Source organism: Actinomadura sp., from assembly GCF_044508335.1.
In the GTDB taxonomy this organism is placed as follows: Bacteria; Actinomycetota; Actinomycetes; order Streptosporangiales; family Streptosporangiaceae; genus Spirillospora.
Genome location: NZ_JBIQHY010000021.1, coordinates 62,349 through 80,804, shown reverse-complemented (window position 1 = coordinate 80,804; position 18,456 = coordinate 62,349). Strand labels below are relative to the sequence as shown.

Below are 18,456 nucleotides of genomic sequence, written 5' to 3'. Positions count from 1 at the left end.
GGCGGCGGTGGCGGTGGCGGCTGCACCGCGACGCTGTCCGCCGGCCAGCAGTGGGGCGACCGGTACAACCTCAACGTCTCGGTGTCCGGCTCCAACAACTGGACCGTGACGATGAACGTACCGTACCCCGAGAAGATCAGCGCCACCTGGAACATCAGCCCCACCTGGGACTCCAGCGGCCAGATCATGACCGCGCGGCCGAACGGCAACGGCAACAACTTCGGCGTCACCATCATGGCCAACGGCAACTGGACGTGGCCGACGGTCTCCTGCAGCGCCTGACCAGCGCACCCTCCCGTGGCGCGGCGGCTCCGGCCGCCGCGCCACACCCTCATCGGAAAGTCAGGCCGGCGAAGTCAGGCCGGAGAGGTCAAGCCGGAGAGGTCAAGCCGGAGAGGTCGCGGGTGACGACCGTGTTGCGGTCGGTCGGACGGTTCCCCAGGGAGAGCTGCGGCCATTGCCCGGCGAGTTCCTGGCGGCTGCGTTCGCTCCAGGCCCGCGCTTCTTCGCTGCGCGTCTTGTAGAAATTGAGCGCGTACCCGCCCGTGTGGACGCGGAGAAGTGTGAAACCGCCCGGGTATTCCTTGACCGCCCCTACCTCCTGCTGGACGACCCGGGGCGCGAGCGGGAACGTCGAGCGCTGGTTGCGGTGCGTGTGGCCGGCATGGTGCAGGAAGACGCCGGGTGTGCGGTTGTAGGCGGCGAGGATCCGCAGGGATTGGCCCGCGTCCAGAGAGTGCGCCCCGGTAATGGCGAGCGGGTCGTTCTCCGTGAAGAGCGGGTGGTGGCCGAAGACGATGGTGGGCCGGTCGGGGTCCTTCGCCAGCTCCGATTCGAACCACGCCTGCTGGTCCGCGGAAAGGCCCCCGGAGTCGCCGCCGTCGCCCGGCTTGTCGTAGGTGTCCAGGCCGATGACGCGAAGCCCGTGCAGGTCGTGCGTGAAGTACGTGCGGCCGGACGGGAAGAAGGCGTCCTTGAAGCAGTCGTTCCCCTGCTGCTCACCGGCGCTGCAGGACGCGTAAGGCGCTCCCGAGTGGGCGCGGTCATGGTTCCCGCGCGCCACCAGATAGTCGGTGCCCAGGGCGCCGAACGTGTCGAGGATGCTCTTGGCGTTCTGGAGGTCGATCGGGGCCGCCTCGCTGGAGACGTCTCCGGCGGCCAGGAGATATGACGCGCCCCGGCTGCGGGCATCCGCTATCAGCGCTTTCGCCATCACTTCCGGATAGGGCGGATGGCCCGGCACCTGCTCAATGCCTTTGATCCACGGAAGCTGCCCTACGAGACCCGCGACCGTTTCCCCGAGGTGCAGGTCATTGCACAGGGCGACGGAGAAGAGGTGGCGGCCCGGCGGCGGCTGCGGGGTCGTGAACGCGAACACGTCCCCTTCGGGGCGGCCCGCCGCCGAGCCGAACGCCAGCCAGGTCGGCGTCGCCGGACGCCCCGCCGAACGCGCCCTGTAGTAGTACGTGCGGCCCGGTTCCAGCCCGGTCAGCTCGACGTAGTGGTACGGGGTCCCCGGCGGCCCGTGCGCCACGGACGTCAGCCGGGAAGGGTGCGTGCCGTAGAGCACCTCGGCGTCGGACGGGGCGGGCACCATGCGGCCCAGCCCGTCGTCCGTCCCCGGCACGCCCGTGTACCAGGTCAGGACGGCGGTCGTCTCGGTGACGGTGACCAGTTCGAGGTTCACCGGTTGGACGTTCGCCGCGGCGTCGGCGGAAGCGGCCTCCGCCGCGGGAAGGGCCGCGGGAAGGAACGACCCGCCCGCGACGATGGCGCTCCAGCGCAGGAGGGCTCGGCGGCTCGGCCGGCAGCAGATCATGATCGCCACGGTGGCACCGCGGCGGCCGTCCGAACAGGCCCAAAGTGGCCCGCCGGCGGCTCAGCCGACGACGGCCTTCAGGCGCTCCTCGCGGAGGCGGCCGGCCCAGGAGTCGTCCAGCGGCTGCAGCTCGCTCCCGACCGCCCAGCGCAGCAGCAGGTCGGCGAGGCCCGGGTTGCGGACCAGCGCGGGCCCGTGCATGTAGGTGCCGAGGACGCGCCCGCTGTAGGCGCCCTCGAACCCGTCGCCGTTGCCGATGCCGTGCACGACCTTCGCGAACGGGCGCGCGTTCGGGCCGAGCCGCGTCACGCCCTGGTGGTTCTCGAAGCCGGTGATCCGGGGCACGTTCAGCTCGGCCGCCACGTCGCCGACGATCTCGCCGACGGCGCGCTGCTCGCCGCGTCCGGAGGTGATGTCGAGCAGGCCGAGGCCCGCGACCGGCTGGCCCTCCTCGCCGCCGAACTCGTGGCCGAGCAGCTGGTAGCCGGCGCAGACCGCGAACACGACCGCGCCCGACTGGACGGCGCGGGCGAGGCCCCCGTCGCCCCGCAGCCGCTGCGCCGCGAGGATCTGCGGCCGGTCCTCGCCGCCGCCGAGCAGGTAGATGTCGCCGTCGGCGGGGACGGGCTCGTCCGAGCGCAGGTGCACGGTCTCGGTCGGGATGCCGCGCAGCGACGCCCGCCGCTCCAGGACGATCGTGTTGCCCTGGTCGCCGTAGGTGCTGAGCAGGTCCGGGTAGATCCAGACGATCTTGATTCGGTCAGACGACACGGCCGTACCTCGTTCGGATGTTCTGGAAGGCGGTGTAGTTGGCGATCACGTCGAGGTGCCCGGGCGGGACGGCCATGACCGCCTGGTCGATGTCGTCCACGACGGTGAAGGTCACCTCGGCGGCCTCCAGCCGGGCCGCGAGGTCGATGCGGCGCTCGCCGGTCACCCAGACGGGGCGGCCCCGCAGGATGCGGTAGTCGACGTCCCACAGCCAGGACGTGTCGCGGCCGTCCGGCCCCTGCGCGTTGATCGACAGCGCGACCGGGCCCGGCGCGGGCCGCAGGACGTCGAACGCCTCCAGCCAGCCGGCCGGGTTCTTCGACAGCAGCAGCCGGATCGAGCGCCCCTCGTGCTCGACCGTCGTGTACCGGCCGGCCACGGACGTGACCTGCGACAGCAGCGGGAGGGCCTGCTCGGGCGGGACGCCGAACTGCGCGACGACCGCCAGCGCGATGAGCGCGTTCGAGCGGTTCGCGCGGCCCGGCAGGGACAGCCCGGTGAGCGGGAACGTCCGGCCGTCGGGGGCGGTGACCACCTCGCCCTTCAGCGTCCAGTCGGGGCGGGGGCGGCGGAAGTGGCACTGGCGGCAGGCCCAGTCGCTGTCCTCGTCGGTGTCCTGCCGGTCGAGGGGGCCGCCGCACTCGGGGCAGCACCAGGAGTCCTCGCGCCAGTGCTGCCCGGCGGCGACCCACGTGACGCTCTTGGCGGTGGACGCGCCCCAGGTGACGAGGGGGTCGTCGCAGTTGGCGACGACGTGGCTGGTGGGGGACGCCTCCAGGGCGCGGCGCCACTTGCCGGCCAGCAGCCAGATCTCGGCGGCGCGGTCCATCTGGTCGCGGCTCAGGTTCATCAGCGCGACGACGTTCGCCCCGGTCTCCTTCAGGACCATCGGGACGTACTTCTCGTCGCACTCCAGCACGCCGTAGCGGGCGGACGGCGCCGACGCGAGCGCGGACACGTGCCCGGTCGGCATGTTCGCGCCGAACGCGTTCGTGGCGACCTCCCCGAGCGGCGTCATCGCCGAGGTGATCAGCCGGGTCGTCGTCGTCTTGCCGTTGGTGGCGCTGACGAGGACGAGCTTGCGGTCCTTGGCGAGCCTGGTCAGCAGCTCGGGATCGAGCCGGAGGCCGACCCGCCCGCCGATCACCGAGCCGTCCCCGCGGCCCGCCATTCGGGACATCTTGGCGGCCGTACGACCGAGCGCGACGGCCAGCTGCGAACGCAGCGGAAGATCGCTCATGGACTCCGTCTTCTCTGGATGCGCCGGGAAACCGCTCCGAGCCTAGCCGCTGAGGGCACCGCTCCGGGCGCGTTGCGGGGCGCACCGGCGGGTTCGGGGACGTACCCGGCCGCGAGGGTGCACAATGTGAGCATCATCACAGCCGGTCAGGTAAACCGCCCGCGGCAATCTTGACCTGTACCGACATGTCGTGATTCGGTGCGACCTCCGACTGCGGTGTGCCAGATTTCCGTCCACGCATCCGAGAACGGCGGCACCCACTACTTTTGTCGGGAGCCCTGCTGGTTCGCGGGGAGGCGGTGCCCGTCCCGGCCGGCGGGCCAGGACCGCAAGGCGTGGCAAAGCGGCGATAAGGCGAGGTCTGAGCGATGCAGTGTCCGACGTGCGGTAATGACACGCCCGGGACGCTGGGCAAGTGTTCGCACTGCGCGGCGCCCATCGACGTGTACTCGGTCGGGCCCTCCGTCCCGCTGGCGGCGCCCGTCGCCGACTCCTCCCCGGGCTCCTCCCCGGGCACGGGGACCGCCGACGCCCTCGGCGACCGGACGATGATGGTGCCGCCGCCCACGCCCTCCTGGGCCTCGGGCGCGCAGCAGCCCGCGGCGCCGGACCTCGCGATGCCGCCCCGGCAGCCGGCGTCCCCGACCGCGCCCCAGCCGCCGGCGCAGGGCCCCTCGTCCACGGCGCCCGAGCCCCCGGCGCAGCCGCCGCTGCAGCTGTCGGCCGAGCCGCAGGCGGCGACGCCGGCGTCCCCGCTGCGGCCCGTCGACCCCGAGGACACCGCGGCCTGGACGTTCAACCCGGACGAGGACTCGGGCGCCTACGGCACCGTCCCGCCGCCGCCCGCCTGGGGCAACGCGCAGCCCGCGGACGAGAAGCCCGCGCTGCCCGCCGCCGGGGACGCCCCGGCCAACCCGTTCGGCCTCGCCGAGCAGCCCGCGCCGGCGGAGTCGATCGTCCCGGAGTCGTGGTTCGCGCAGCCGCGCAAGCCGGAGGGCGCGGACGCGGACGCCACCCAGGTGTGGGGGCAGCAGGGCGGCGCCGCCCAGCCGCCCGCCGTGCAGGGCGGGATGCCGCCGGCGCTGCCCGCCGCCGCGTCCGACATGGACGCGACGCAGCTCGCCCCCGGCCCGATGAACCCCGGTGCCCAGGGATTCGGCGGCGGTGCCCAGGGATTCGGCGGCGACTTCGACCAGACGCGCATGGACCCCGGCTCCCCCATGGGCGCCCCGCCGATGGGCACGCCGATGGGCACGCCGATGGGCGCGCCGATGGGGCAGCCCGGCATGGCGGCCCCCATGGGCGCGATGGGGCCCGGCGGCCCCGGGTACGGCGGCTTCCCGCCGCCGCAGCAGGGCCCGAAGGGCGGCGGGACGAGCAAGCCGCTCGTCGCCGCGGTCACCGCGCTCGTCACCGTCGCCGTCGGCGCCGTGGTGTTCGTCGCGTGGCCGTCCGGTGACGACTCGTCGGCTGGCACGCAGCCGACCGCGACGCCGTCCAGCAAGCAGGTCGCGCAGAAGAACGCGATCCCGCCGGAGACCAAGCAGCAGGCCGAGGTCCTGAACAAGATCCTCGACGACAGCGTCGACACCCGCCGGATCCTCGCCGGGGCGCTCGGCCGGGCCGGCAAGTGCAAGACGCTGCCGAAGGCGATCCAGGGGTTCCAGACGGTCGCGCAGCGCCGCCAGAACCAGCTGCGCCGCACCAAGGAGCTCAAGGTCGACAAGCTCGCGAAGGGCGAGCAGCTGCGCGGCACGCTGTCCGAGGCGCTGACGGCGTCGCTGCAGGTCGACATGGTGCTGCTGCGGTGGGCGCAGGCGAACCAGCGCAACTGCCACGGCAAGCCGAAGCCGAGCGCCGCCCAGGTGCCGGGCCGCGCGGCGCAGGAGCGGCGGGCGACGTCGGCGAAGAAGCAGTTCGTCGTCCTGTGGAACCCCGTCGCGAAGAAGACCGACCAGCCGCAGCGCAGCTGGAAGCGGGTGTAGCGGCGGGAGCAGAAGCGGGGGTGAAGGCCGAATACGGCCGGGTTTCCACCCTTGCGCACCACCCGTAGCCGCGCGGTCGCGCGTTATGTTGTGACCGTTCGAACTCACGGGGGCAGGGGGCCGTCATGCGGTGTCCGAACTGCGGGACCGACACGTCGTCGTCCTCGCCCGCATGCATGCGGTGCAACGCGCCGCTGCCGCCGGACGGCGACGCGACGGCCCGCGACCCGCAAGGCGCGGACGTGCCCGTCCCCCGCGAACCGCTGCCGCCGCCCTGGGCCGGGCAGGCCCCCACCCCGTGGGAGCCGGCGGCCGACTACACGACGCCGATGCCGCCGTCGGAGGAGAGGTCGATCCCGCTCTCCCCCGAGCCGTGGGCGGAGCCGGCGATCTGGCAGCCTCCGGCGCCGCCGCGCAAGAGCAGGCTCCCGTACTTCCTGGCCGCGGCCGGCGCCGTCCTGCTCATCGGGGTGGCGCTCGGGATCGTGTTCTGGCCGAGCGGGTCGGGAAGCCCGGAGGCGTCGCCGGCGGCGGTGCAGCCGTCCGCGGCGCCGAGCGGTGCGATGTCCGAGACCGGGGGCACCGAGGAGACCGGGGACACCGGCGACTTCGACGCGCAGGCCGGGGCGGTGAACACGCTGCTGGACGAGATGGGCGGCACCCGTTCGGCCCTCGGCGGGGTCGTCGAGGAGGGCTGCCCGGTCGACGGCCTGCAGCGCATCCTGGACCAGCGCCGCGGCCAGCTGGAGAAGGCGCGCGAGCTGGACGTGAGCGCGCTCGACAACGGCGCCGAGATGAAGGACGCGCTCGTCCGCGCGCTGGAGGCGTCGACCGAGTCGAACCAGCGCTACCTGGACGTCGCGCCCGGCTGCCCGTCCGACGAGGAGGTCTCGGACGTCAACTCGCGCGCCAGCAACGCCAAGGGCGAGTTCATCGGCTACTGGACGCCGATCGCCGAGCGGGCCGGCCTGCCGTCCCGCACCGAGAGCGACATCTGACGGCTCACCCGACCCCGAGGGCCGCGCCGAGCGCCCGGACGGCCTCGGCCAGCACCGCCACACCGGCGACGCGGCGGCCGAGCCGCGCGAGCGCGCCCTCCATGCGCTCGGTGTCGGGGTCGTCGGAGCCGGCCTCCTCGCGGACGTCGGCGAGGTCGCGGCGCGCCCGCGCGGGCTCGTCGAGGTCGCCGGCATGCGCCTCCAGCAGCCGCTCCAGACGGGCGAGGGCGTCCGCGACGTCACTCGGCGGCCCGGCGTCGATCTGCTGGTTCTGCGTCACGTTGTCGCCCGTCGCGATCTGCCCGGAGACGTTGGCGTTGCCGCCGATCCTGATGCCCCGGTCACCGTGCCCGCTCATTCGCGCCTCCGGATGGGTCATGGGTTGATGCGGCGTGAACCGCCCTGCTGCCGCTGCTCGACGCGCCGCCCCCCGGCGACCTGCCCGTTGACGGTGCCGCCGGTCATGATGACGCCCTCGTTCATGATGACGCCGGCCTGGGACCGGTACGCCGACACGTCCAGCCCGCACTCGTCGCCCAGGTAGTCGAGCAGCGCCTCGTTGACGCGCCACTCGATCAGCCGCGTGTACTTGTCGGCGTCCATCTCCTGGACGTAGGTGTCGAACTCGTCGGCGGCGCACAGCTCCCGGATGCTGATCCGCGCGCCGTAGTCGTGCACCAGCCGCTGCGCGGAGGTGTGCGCGGCCGCCGCCGCGAACAGGCTGCGCAGCACCGCCCAGCCGGTCGCGACCACCCGGACCTGCGGCAGCACCATGGCGCGCAGCAGGCCGCGCCGGCCGTGGACGAACGCGCGGAGTACCTGGCCTCCGGTGCCCCAGGTGGGCGCCAAGTCCACGACGCGGAACTCCCGCCGGACCGGCGGCAGGACGGTCGCGGCGAAGTGCCCGTACAGCATCCGGCCCTCGACCGCCAGGTACACGAAGGCGGTGAGGGAGATGTCCTGCTCCTCGGCGGGCGCGACGATCCGCCCGTCCCGTCCGATGGCGGCCCGGCCGTGGGCGCCGACGGTGACGCGCTGGAAGCAGCGGATGTGCGACTGCGGGTGCCGGATGAGCGCCTCGGCGGCGTCCGGGGAGGCCATGGAGAAGGGGTATCCGGTCGCCGGGTCGATCAGCGGGTGCGGCGGCATCGTGACGGCGTCCGCGGGGCCGGGCGGGCGGGTCCGCCGGACGCTCTCCCCGCGCGCGGCGATGTGCATGCCGGTGAGGAGCGCGGTGATCCGCTCGTTCGGCGGCAGCGGGTCGGCGGCGGGCTCGCCGGGCGGCCGCTCGTCCCGCATGGCGTGCAGCCGGTCGCGCACCCGAAGGTGCATCACCATCGGGTCGACCGAGGGCGGTTCGGCGTCGCCGCCCTTGCGGAGGTCGGCCGGCCCGGCGGCGGGACGGTCGAGTTCCAGCACGATCGACCAGGCGCGCGCCCAGGGGGAGGAGAGGTCGCCCGCGCCGATGAACGGGTTCGTCCCCGAGTGCAGGGTCACGTTGCCGCGCTGCGCGGACCGGATCCGGGCGAGCACCCGCGTCACGCGGTCGCTGAACGTGCGCGGCGGCGGCCCGGCGGCACCGGGCGCGAGGTCGCGCGCCAGGACGCCGTGGACGACGGCGAGGTGGGCGACGACCGTCAGCCCCAGCGCCATGGTGAGCAGGATGAGGCTGGGGAAGGCGAGGTCCGTCTGGAGCATCTCCAGCGGCCCCTTGCTCTCCTCCTGCTCGTAGGGGGTGTAGCCGGAGCTGTCGATCACCTGCGCGGTCCTGGTCGCGTACACGACGCCGAAGACCATCCAGGCGAACAGGACGGCCCCGGCCGACCCGGCGACCAGCCGCCACCCCCAGGTGAGCTGCCGCCACGGGACCGCGGTGAAGCCGGCCAGCACCGCCAGGAGGTAGAAGTAGGCGATGGTGAGGGCCGGCAGGAAAATGAGCGAACCCAGCCAGACGCCGCAGAGCACCAGGTCGCGGACGAGCCGGTAGCGGCGCGCCCGCAGCGCGTGCAGCAGCACCGGCTCCACGTCGAACCCGTAGGACGGGGCGACGGCGCGGTTCTCGTCGTCGAGGAACTCGGCGATGACGCGGTCGCCGATGCGCTTGTCCAGGTACACGGCGGCGCACAGGTACCGGGTGGTGTTCTGCATCGGCTGCCGGGACGTCTCGGCGACCGGCTGCGCGTGGTAGAAGAACGGCGCGGCGCCGGTCGTCGCCTGCTCCACGGTCATGGCGACGAAATTATCCTGATCATGTCGCCATTACGTGAATTAGCGCCGATCCGTGGCCGTATGGCCACAGCCGGTCACGTCACTCGGGGTCGCCGGGCCGGCCGAGGAAGGGGAGTCCCTTGGACGGGTCCTCGAAGGGTTCGACGAAGCGGTCGAACCAGCTCAGGACGGGTTCGAGCCATTCGGTGACGCGCATCGTCGCGGCGACGTGGTCGATCTGCTCGTCCTCCTCGAAGCCGAGCGCGACGACGGCGAGGTCCTGGTAGAAGCCGGACTGGTCGTCGTCGCCGTAGAGGGCGGTGAGCGCGATGGGGCGGTTGCGGGCCAGTTCCATCGACAGCGGGTGGCGGCGCAGGGCGCGCAGGCGGTGGCCGAGCTTGGCGTCCGGCGGCTGCTTGAGGCCGGGCAGCGGGTAGTCGAGCGGCGGCGCGACCGTGTGCTTGTCGGGGACGCCGCCGCCGTAGGGGAACAGGCGGTCGAGCTCGTGCAGCCATTTGACCTGCGGGATCATCCACTGCGGGCCGGGCGCGCCGCCGGGCGCCGCGCCGCCGAGCAGGCGCCCGGCGACGTCCGCGACCGCGGCGGTCAGGTCGGACGGCGGGTACGCGGCGCGCAGCGACCGGGACCGCCGCGTCACGGCCCGTTCGAGGACGGTCGCGAGCGCGCACTCGCGGAGCCGCGGCGCCAGCCGCGACCAGGCCCGCGCCAGCTCGGGCGGCACGGCGGGCAGCGGCCGGTTCACGACGTGCGCCAGGACCAGCGTGTCGGCCCACAGCCGCAGCCACGCCCAGTCGGGGCCGCCGGCGATGAGGTCGGCCTCGCGCAGCTCGAACAGCGTGCACGCGCGTCCCGACCGGCATTCGCAGCCGCAGGCGGCGGACCGGCGCCCGTCCACGGGCGGCGGCGGGCCGGGCAGCTCCGCCTCGCGCCCCTCCCCCAGCGGCACCCGGACCCGCAGCGGCCGGTCCATGCCGTCCGCGAACACGGCCGCGACGCCGGGGCGCAGCGACACCACCTCGCGGGACTGGTCGTCGTCCAGGTTCATCGCCGCGCCGACCTGGTGCCGGTCGTCGTAGGCGGGCAGCCGGTGCACGACCTTCAGCGCGGTGTTCTTGATGACGTCCGGGACGAGTTTCGTCGGGATCTGCTCGGCGACGATGATGCCCTCGCCGTACGCGCGGATCTCCGCGAGCAGCCCGGCGAACAGCTCGACCGCGTGCGAACTGCCGCGTTCGGGGCCGCGGTTGCGGAGCAGCCGGTGCGCCTCCTCGATGACGATGACGTGCCGCAGCGCGGACCCCGCCGCCCGGTCGCGCTTACGCTCGCGCATCCGCAGATGCTCGACGACGCGGATGATGAGCGTCCCCATGAGGAACGCCTTGTCCTCGTCGTTGGCGACGTCCTCGATGGCGAGCACGATGTTGTCGCGGAGCATCCCGCCGATGTCGGCCGGGTGCCCACCCTCGAAGAACCGTCCCGCGGACCCGATGCGCAGCGACCGCAGCCGGACGTCGACGAACCCTTGCACGTCGGCCATCAGCTCGCGCCCGTACCCGACGTCCTGGATGACTTGGAGCGCCGCGTTCTGGAGCTGCTCCAGCGTCGGAACCGCGGGCTCGATCAGCGACCCGGGCACGCCCGCGCCCGTCACCACGTCCCACCCGTTGTTCTCGTAGACCCGCTGGAGGGCCTGCGCCATGATCTGCGGGAACGGCTCCTCGGCGTCGAACGCGGCCTGGAACAGCGCCCGCACCATGTCGATATGCGCCTGCACCGGGTACCCGGGCTCGGGCGCCAGCGGATTCACCGACAGCGGCACCGAATCCGGATCAGACGGGTTCACCACAGTCACCGGGCCGCCCAGATCCCGGATGCGCCCCGCCATCGCCGCGTACTCCGACTTGGCGGGCTCGATCGCCAGCCACGGGATGCCCGCGCGGGTCAGCTGCTCCAGCAGATGCCGGACGGTCTGCGACTTGCCGGCGCCCGTCGCCCCGGTGACGAACACGTGCCGGTTGATGGTCGAGCGGGGCACGGTGAACCGCCCGACCTCCCGGTCCTGCCCGTCGAGGATGGCGCCCAGCTCGATCTGCGGTTCACCCGTCTGCGGTGTGGTCTCGGAGGTGACGTCGAAGTACCCGGCCTCCAGCACGCGCAGCCCCGGCACCTCTCTGCGCGGCAGCCCGGCCAGCGCCGCGAGCGCCCCCGCCGTCGCGACGAACGGGAACCGCTGCTCCGACTCCCCCATCGGCCGTACCGGCGCCGGCTCCGCCCCGGGGCTGAGCATCTCGCTGAACGACCCGCTCCCCTGCCCCGACCGCAGCCGATACGGATGGTGCCCCAGCTCCATCGACCCGACGAGCACAGGAGCGATCTGCCCAAGCTCATCCTGCGAGGCGGCACCGGCGACAACCCGGACCTGCCAAAGCCCCGCCTCACGGAACGCGTCCAACTCGGCAAGCCGCTGATCCGCCCGGGAGACGGCCAGCCTCGACTGCTCGTCCTCCCCCCGCCGCAGCATCCGAAGCTCGTGCTGCAGTTCCCGCACCTCGTCATCGATCAGCCGCTCATCACACGGATCCGCGACCACGAACCACCCGAAGGGCCGCTCCATCAACGTGACGAGCGTGGCCTCGAACAGCCCTGGCCCACCTCCGGCCCCCTGCGGCGCCAACCGCCCGGGACACCGCGTCCACACCATTCGCTCGGCGTGCCGCAACCACCCGTCCCCAATCGGCACCCCACGCCCACCACTGGGAAACAGCAACCCATGTGTCTCGGCGTTCGCCTCCGGCGTCCCGATGGGCCCAGCATTGGTGATCAGCTGCAGCGGCGCGCCGGAGCCCGCCGACAACCACCCCACAACGAACGGCCGCCGCAATCGCGCCGCCGACAACGCCGCAGGCAGCACGCTCACGAAGTCCCACTCGGCGGACGCCTCCCGCTGCGGCGCCGGCACGGCCTGGATCCGATACCAGGGCCCCGGCAGCACGAACCGCTCCCCACCACGGCCGACCCCTGGCGGAAACCCGGTCCCCCCTCGATAGGGCGGCACAGCAGGCGACGACGAACCAGGCGGCAAAGTCACCCCAGCATCCTGACGCGCCCCCGCGCCCCGCGCCAATGCACCGTCAAGAAGAGGCCGAAGTATCGACCGCGCGGCGGGGACGGGTGGCCGCCCCGGCCGCGCGGCGGTTTGAGGGTCAGCGACGGAAGCGGGCCTTGAAGATGGTCTGGATGAGGGTTTCCGGGTCGGGGCGTTGACGATCCTCCACCGCGTCCCGCCGGGGATGAGTGGCCCACCACTTCTCGGTGTGGGTGCCCCACCAGCAGATGACTCCGGAGCGGTCCTGCAAGTCGGCGACCGTCGCCGCGTAGGGCTGGTCGGGGTGAGGCCGGGGCGCGGGACGCGGTTCGCCCGCCGTCTCCCGCTGGTGGCTCTGCGCCGCAAGGGCGGCCGTCACGTACGGAACAAGAATGCGGGTGATCCGCTCGGCCGCGCGCATGGGCTTGGTGTGCGGAGCCAGGTCCTCGCCGGTGCTCGACCAGTACCACCAGATGTCGGACGTCGTTCCGGGGACGAGAGTGATGCTCTCACCGAAGTCCGGGACGGCCGGGTCGAACACGCGCAGAAGCGGGCACGAGCCGTCGTAGCGCGGGACGGCCTTCCAGCCTTCCCGGATGACTTCCTGCGCAAGTCGGTCAAGATGGACCGAAACGGAAGAAGTCGGGGCGCCGGCATTCAGATTCTTCGGTTCGAGCCACCGCATTACCAACGCACCCACTTTCGCGTTCTCGGCGGCCAAGCCCGCGCCAGAGCGATCGGCTCCTCACGCGACAACTCCTCCAGCCCCGACACACCAAGATCACATCATGATAAACAACCATGATCAAAGTGACGAACCGTCACTAACACCGACCCACCGCCACGCCCTGCGCCAGAGCTGAATGCCCACTCACACCTGATTCTCGGCTGTCTTACGCAAAGGCGTCGACAGCTACGAATACGATGATGCCAATTATCAGGACGGCCTGCCCGATGAAGCATCCCAGGAGTACACGCTGCGGCGCATCAGGCTCATCCATGAAAAGTGTTGAGAGCAGGATGCCGGGCCTTCCCGTGCCACATACGATCACCCGCATGAACAGTGCCGCAGTGGACCAGAGAGTCTTCTCGGCCGACCAGCCCTACCATTTGAGCTTGATCAGCAATACCACTGGGGCCGCCACCCACATCATGACGGCGGCGCCCGTACCGCCGGGGCCGAGCAGCTGGTTGTCCCTCAGCGTGAGGGCGATGACCAAGAACGTGAAAACCAGCCATTTCCATCACACGGCCCCATTGTAGGTCGCGTGAACAACGTCTAGAACAGCGAGCTTCAAAGCGGGAAATCGCACTTCCATGGCGCATCCAAATCGTCGGGATCGACACCCGAGCGCCTTACCGAGTCGTCAATATCGTCGATGGACGAGAGGATCTCGTCATGCACGATGGACATGTCGTCGTCATAAAAGCAGGCGTCGGCTTCTATGACGTCACGCCCCACCTCAAAGGCTCGGACCCGGAATCCGCCGGCCGGAAGTGGGATCACCCACACCCAGGAAAGGGCGTCACGCGAACTCGCTACCCTGCTGGCAGCGATGTCTGATTTCGACATCAGTAGCCTGTTCCTAGCCTGAATCCGCACGTCACGGCCTCCAGAATATTCTTACAATCGGACCCTCAAGCGTGTGGATTTGAATGTGTGGGAGGTCGCCGTGTCGGTTCCCTGCACCGTGTCCGGCCACGCGCCCGTCAGGCCCGATACTATCATCCCAGTGGTATGTTCCACGCTTCCCTTGCTCATACTCCCTTCTCACAGTGGCGCCACTCATTCCTGACGTGTTCCTATAACCGGCCCCCTGATACGTCCGGAGGAACAACTCTTCTGCCTCAGAGCGATTCTTCACTGTGATACTTGTAGCACCTCCGGCCAACTCCTTAGAAGCGCGCGCAAGCGCACCGCTGGACCACGGAATGCATCCGCCCGCATTGTGCACCAACGTGGGCGCACCGCCCGCGATCACATAATACGTGTGGGGGTTGGCAATGGTCAGATTGTGGACGCGCTGATGGTCGACGGGCTGGTGTTCTGCGGTGGTTACCTGGACGTAGGTGCCAGCGCTGGTGCGGAGCCACATTCCGGGCTTGAGGTCGGTGGCATCAACCCAGGCGTTGATGCCACCGGCGACCCAGAAGGGGTGGTTGCCGGTGGTGATGAGCAGCCCGCTCTTGGCTTTCTTGGGGTTGAGGAGCTTGAGGGCGCCGAGCTTGGGCTTTCCGCTGGTTATCCAGCCGAAGGCAGGCGCGTCGGTGTCCACGGTGATCCGGACCAGGTTCTTGTCGCCCTTGCTGGTGATCGTGCCAAGGACAGGTTGGACCTGGGTTTCACCTGTCTCAGGATCTGTGACGAGAACCTCGTCGCCGACCTCGATATCTTGGATTTGCTTCTTTGTTCCGTCTGCCATGAGCACTTCGGTGCCGGGCACGAAGCTGCTACACCTTGCGAGCGCCCGCGCTGCCTCAAGTGCCCTCGCTCCCTTGACTCCGACCTTTCCTGCTCCGGCGATGTCTCCAAGAACCGGTATCACGGATAGCAGAGAGAAGGATGCTTCACCTGGCTTGCCTTCTACTCCGTAGTAAATGGCGTTTACACCGTCTGCGGCCGGCCCTATGTACGGAGCCAGGCCGAAGATGTCCAGGAGGGTGTGCCAACTAGGGCTGTCCATCTCACCGCATATGCTGTCGGTCACGAACTCGGCGCAGAAGGCGTTCTTAGCCTGGTTATAGCGTTGGAGTTCGGGAACGGTTCGCGCTACGGGCAGCATTCGACTGATAACGGCGCGCAGTGCGATCTGCCGCTCGTCTCGTGGCATCCGTGCAGGCGGGAGCTTCATACCTGACGGATAGTCCGGGGTGCTGGTCCCGTAGCGGGTCAGCACACCCCACGGACTCGTCGAGGCGACCCATCGGCCCTTGCGGTCGTAGACGGAGTAGCCGTGTTTGGTGGGTCGACGATCCACTCCATCACCGTTGAAGCACTCTGTGTGCCTGTCGATGCGGCGACACATTTTCCCGTCTGAGTCGCTGTTGGTGATGGGGCTGTTGTTGGCGTAGGTGTAGCCGTTCATCTGCTGCGGGTCGGCCTGGTCCATGAGCGGATCGACGGAGATGAAGCGGCCTGTGTCGGGGTCATATTCGCGGGCGCCCAAGTGGGTCAGACCGGTGGGGTCTTGGGTGCCACCGACGAAGCCCTTGTCGTTCGGCCAAGTGGCGTCGTCGTCAAAGCCACGGATCGATCCGAAGGGGGTGAAGCGACGGATTGTGGCTGCTTGTGTGGAGGCATTGATGGCGACCTGGCCGCTTCCGGCATGGTCGGCGGTCAGGTACGTGATGGTGCCATCGGACGTGCGCATCGCGACGGTCTGGCCGGCGAAGGTGTAGTAGCGGGTGCCGGTGGCGGTGGATGCGCCGCCCAAGGCGCGTAGTTCGGTGCCGCCAGGCAGGTAGAGGGTTGAGCCGGCCGGGTCCTTGCGGATGAGGCGGTTGCCGTCGGCCGCCACGGGCCCTACGCCGGTCCGCGTCACATGCGACCATTGCCCCGCTGCCGACGCCGCTCGCCTTTACGCCCGTCCGGCTCCAGCCGCCGTGCACTGCGCCAGCCCTGCGATCCGCGCGGCCCCCCATTCCCGCGAGCGCCCCTGCCCCACCGCCCGTCCTGCCCCTCCACTCCTACGCACGAACGGATCGGACTCGCCGAAACCTGCACCGGACAATCGTCTTTGCCGGCACCGTGGTCAAAGTGAAAGTCGAACAACATATTTCCCGTTCGCTCCTCGAGCCCCGCCACATCCAACTCGAAGAAACGAGACCCAGCTACCTCGTCCAGCCCGGGGGTGATTGCTTCGCCGGCCATCACCGTTGCAAGTTCCGCGGCCGCCATCGGATGGCCTAGCGCGATGAACCCCGTGCTCATACCCGCGGCCATCGACAACCACCAGATCAGGCATCGAATTGGTGGCCAACAGCACCTTCAGCGCATCACGCTCGGCTTCCAGCACCTGGGCCAACGCGACTGGTTTCACGAACAGTTGCGATGAGATCCACAGACACAAGATCAGCCGAGACTGCAGCCGCGTCACACCAACCCGGCCTGCTTGACACATCAGATCAGGTTCCACACAAACGGCGGAAAGCCGGCAAGCAACTGCCGCCAGGCGCGACCGGGGCGCACCACAAACAGCACCGCGTCTACGATCCCGCGCCGCGAGTGCTCCAGCCCCCACTGCTGGCCGGGGGCAACGGCGGTTCCACCAGCGCGCACTCATCGTCGGGCAGCCAGAGGGACAGCACGATGTCCGAGCCACCGCGCCACCTACACGAAGCGGCACACGACATCGCACATACGCACCGACCGAGATCAACTTTCAAACACGCACTCAGTAGGACCGGACGGACTTCACCCGTAGAGTCGGCGGATTAGGTCGTCGACGTCAGAAGCAACTTGTACCCATGCGAAACCATCCGAGCTGGCGAGGTAAAGCACCCGCGGTACCATATCCGACTCCCGATAGTCCAAGACGAACGGCATGTCGGTTCCCAGGACGCCGATTAGAACCGAACGCCGGAGGTCGATACCGAGGCTACCACCTTCTTCCGGTTTCCAGAATATGTCAAATGGTTCGAGCTCCCGCCAAAGCTCGTTACAGCGCAGCAGTTCGGAAAGATCGAAAAAATGAACATCCTCAGGCCGTTCCCCGAAGATCTCCAAGAATACCTGATCACCCGCCGGAGGAATCCACCTATCCTCCCTGAGCAGCACCTCCAGCGCAGGCGGAATCCGAAGACCAAGAACTTGCAGGCCACCCGTTTTCATCACACAGGCCCATCGTAGGTCACGTGAACAACGTCTAGAACAGGAAGCTTCAAACCGGGAAACCGCACTTCCATGGCGCATCCAAATCGTCCGGATCTACACCCGAGCGCCTTATCGAGTCATCAATATCGTCGATGGACGGGATGATCTCGTCATGCACGATGGACATGTCATCGTCATAGAAGCAGGCGTCGGCGTCTATCAGATCACGCCCTACCTCAAAGGCCCGGACCCGGAACCCTCCAGCCGGAAGCGGGATCACCCACACCCAGGAAAGGGCGTCATGCGAACCCGCCACCCTGCTGGCAGCGATGTCCGATTTCGACATCAGTAACCTGTTCCTGGCCGGAACCCGCACGTCACCGCCTCCAGAATATTTTTACAACCCGACCCTCAGGCGTGTGGATCTGAATACGCGGGAGGTCTCCCGTGCCGGTTCCCTGCACCATGCCCGGAGAAGGCGGCCTCCTTGAAGTCTGCGATCGCCGTTTTGAACGACGCACCGGATGCGTGATCGCCCTGGCCCACTCATTACACCTCATCATTCAGCGTACGTGTGAGGTCAATTAGCGTGTCCCGCCCGTACGGACGCGATGCCGCCGACTCGACCGCCTCCGCGCGCCTGGACGACCTTGCCGCCGTCCCCAAGAAGCCGACCGCCCTTCCCTGGTTACCCCGCATTCCACTCGCGGGCATTCGCGGTGCGCATGAGCGGAACCACTTGGTCCGACTCGGGTGGAGAGGGGCGATGATGGCCACTGGCGCCTGATTCGCGTCCGATAGCGGGGTCCTGTCGTGTGCGCCGAAGGAGTCTCGACTTGAGTAGGGATGCGTTCGCCGGTGTAGTGCAGGCATTCGCTGATGAGGTCGTCGGGGCGTTTCGCACAGCCCTTGGCCCTCGAATACTTCAACTCGCGCTGATACCCGATCCGACACTATACAGTGGGGCATCCGGGTCGGTAAGGAGGCGAAATTGCCCCCAACCTCACCCAGATCATCCAGCCCCGACACACAAAGATCACATCATGGCGAACAACAATGATTAAAGTGACGAACCGTCGCTAACACCGACCCGCCGCCACGCCCTGCGCCAGAGCTGAAGGCCTACTCTCACATCTACGCAAAGGCGTCGACAGCTACGAATACGATGATGCCAATTATCAGGACGGCCTGCCCGATGAAGGATCTCAGGAGTACATTCTGCGGCACATCAGGCTCATCCATGAAGAGCGTTGAGAGCAAGATGCCGGGCCTTCCCGTGCCACATACGATCACCCACATGAGCAGTGCCGCAGTGGACCAGAGAGTCTTCTCGGCCGACCAGCCGTACCACTTGAGCTTGATCAGCAATGCCATCGGGGCCGCCACCCACATCATGACGGCGGCAGCCGTGCCGCCGTGGCCGAGCAGCTTGCGATCCCTCAGCGTGAGCGCGATGACGAGCGCGAGGGCCGAGATCGCCGCGATCAGTGCCATGCCGCCTCCAGTCCCGCGGGAT

15 protein-coding genes and 1 pseudogene are annotated in these 18,456 nt (G+C 69.4%); 4 read left to right on the top strand and 12 right to left on the bottom strand.

The genetic code is table 11. The annotated features are described in order from the left end of the window. Positions 1-282: pseudogene (locus ACIWVC_RS11005) on the top strand (1,4-beta-xylanase); the annotation flags it as partial. A gap of 88 nt (positions 283-370) precedes the next feature. On the opposite strand, the gene ACIWVC_RS11000 reads toward ACIWVC_RS11005, so the two are convergent. The 3 genes from ACIWVC_RS11000 to ACIWVC_RS10990 are packed head-to-tail and all read right to left on the bottom strand — an operon-like array spanning position 371 to position 3,830. Further along, complete coding sequence (locus ACIWVC_RS11000) at positions 371-1,819, bottom strand: metallophosphoesterase (RefSeq protein WP_396446058.1); 1,449 nt, start codon at positions 1,817-1,819, stop codon at positions 371-373. A gap of 60 nt (positions 1,820-1,879) precedes the next feature. After that, on the bottom strand, positions 1,880-2,590 hold the full coding sequence (locus tag ACIWVC_RS10995) for a type 1 glutamine amidotransferase (protein WP_396446016.1): 711 nt from the start codon (positions 2,588-2,590) through the stop codon (positions 1,880-1,882). Beyond that, positions 2,580-3,830 carry a MurT ligase domain-containing protein gene (locus ACIWVC_RS10990; RefSeq protein WP_396446015.1) on the bottom strand — a complete coding sequence of 417 codons (1,251 nt, stop codon included), beginning with the start codon at positions 3,828-3,830 and terminating at the stop codon, positions 2,580-2,582. The genes ACIWVC_RS10995 and ACIWVC_RS10990 overlap by 11 nt, the downstream gene beginning before the upstream one ends. A gap of 368 nt (positions 3,831-4,198) precedes the next feature. Between ACIWVC_RS10990 and ACIWVC_RS10985 the strand changes: the two genes are divergently transcribed. Both ACIWVC_RS10985 and ACIWVC_RS10980 read left to right on the top strand, forming a co-directional pair. Further along, entirely contained in the window at positions 4,199-5,815 is a 1,617-nt protein-coding gene (locus ACIWVC_RS10985; protein WP_396446014.1) for a hypothetical protein, read from the top strand. A 176-nt stretch (positions 5,816-5,991) separates the two neighbouring features. Further along, positions 5,992-6,813 (top strand): hypothetical protein, encoded by an 822-nt coding sequence (locus ACIWVC_RS10980; RefSeq protein ID WP_396446013.1) that lies wholly within the window; start codon positions 5,992-5,994, stop codon positions 6,811-6,813. A 4-nt stretch (positions 6,814-6,817) separates the two neighbouring features. Here ACIWVC_RS10980 and ACIWVC_RS10975 read toward each other — a convergent pair whose 3' ends face one another. The 6 genes from ACIWVC_RS10975 to ACIWVC_RS10950 all read right to left on the bottom strand — a co-directional run bounded on the left by ACIWVC_RS10975 (position 6,818) and on the right by ACIWVC_RS10950 (position 15,645). Further along, positions 6,818-7,171 (bottom strand): DUF5955 family protein, encoded by a 354-nt coding sequence (locus ACIWVC_RS10975; protein WP_396446011.1) that lies wholly within the window; start codon positions 7,169-7,171, stop codon positions 6,818-6,820. Positions 7,172-7,188: 17 nt separating this feature from the next. Further along, positions 7,189-9,042: a hypothetical protein gene (locus ACIWVC_RS10970; RefSeq protein ID WP_396446010.1), complete on the bottom strand. Its 1,854-nt coding sequence runs from the start codon at positions 9,040-9,042 to the stop codon at positions 7,189-7,191. A gap of 79 nt (positions 9,043-9,121) precedes the next feature. Beyond that, positions 9,122-11,656, bottom strand: a complete 2,535-nt coding sequence (locus ACIWVC_RS10965; protein ID WP_396446057.1) for an ATP-binding protein — start codon at positions 11,654-11,656, stop codon at positions 9,122-9,124. A gap of 589 nt (positions 11,657-12,245) precedes the next feature. Then, positions 12,246-12,848, bottom strand: coding sequence for a hypothetical protein (locus ACIWVC_RS10960; protein ID WP_396446009.1), 603 nt, complete (start codon positions 12,846-12,848; stop codon positions 12,246-12,248). Between the two features lie 573 nt (positions 12,849-13,421). Beyond that, positions 13,422-13,700: a hypothetical protein gene (locus ACIWVC_RS10955; protein WP_396446008.1), complete on the bottom strand. Its 279-nt coding sequence runs from the start codon at positions 13,698-13,700 to the stop codon at positions 13,422-13,424. A 31-nt stretch (positions 13,701-13,731) separates the two neighbouring features. After that, positions 13,732-15,645 (bottom strand): RHS repeat-associated core domain-containing protein, encoded by a 1,914-nt coding sequence (locus ACIWVC_RS10950; RefSeq protein ID WP_396446007.1) that lies wholly within the window; start codon positions 15,643-15,645, stop codon positions 13,732-13,734. Between the two features lie 396 nt (positions 15,646-16,041). On the opposite strand from ACIWVC_RS10950, the gene ACIWVC_RS10945 reads away from it, so the two are divergent. Next, positions 16,042-16,182 (top strand): hypothetical protein, encoded by a 141-nt coding sequence (locus tag ACIWVC_RS10945; protein ID WP_396446005.1) that lies wholly within the window; start codon positions 16,042-16,044, stop codon positions 16,180-16,182. A gap of 359 nt (positions 16,183-16,541) precedes the next feature. Here ACIWVC_RS10945 and ACIWVC_RS10940 read toward each other — a convergent pair whose 3' ends face one another. From ACIWVC_RS10940 to ACIWVC_RS10930, 3 genes are all read right to left on the bottom strand, one after another. Then, positions 16,542-16,961: a hypothetical protein gene (locus tag ACIWVC_RS10940; protein WP_396446004.1), complete on the bottom strand. Its 420-nt coding sequence runs from the start codon at positions 16,959-16,961 to the stop codon at positions 16,542-16,544. A 46-nt stretch (positions 16,962-17,007) separates the two neighbouring features. Next, positions 17,008-17,286, bottom strand: coding sequence for a hypothetical protein (locus tag ACIWVC_RS10935; RefSeq protein ID WP_396446003.1), 279 nt, complete (start codon positions 17,284-17,286; stop codon positions 17,008-17,010). 788 nt (positions 17,287-18,074) lie between these two features. Next, on the bottom strand, positions 18,075-18,434 hold the full coding sequence (locus ACIWVC_RS10930; RefSeq protein WP_396446002.1) for a hypothetical protein: 360 nt from the start codon (positions 18,432-18,434) through the stop codon (positions 18,075-18,077). Positions 18,435-18,456: the final 22 nt, after the last annotated feature.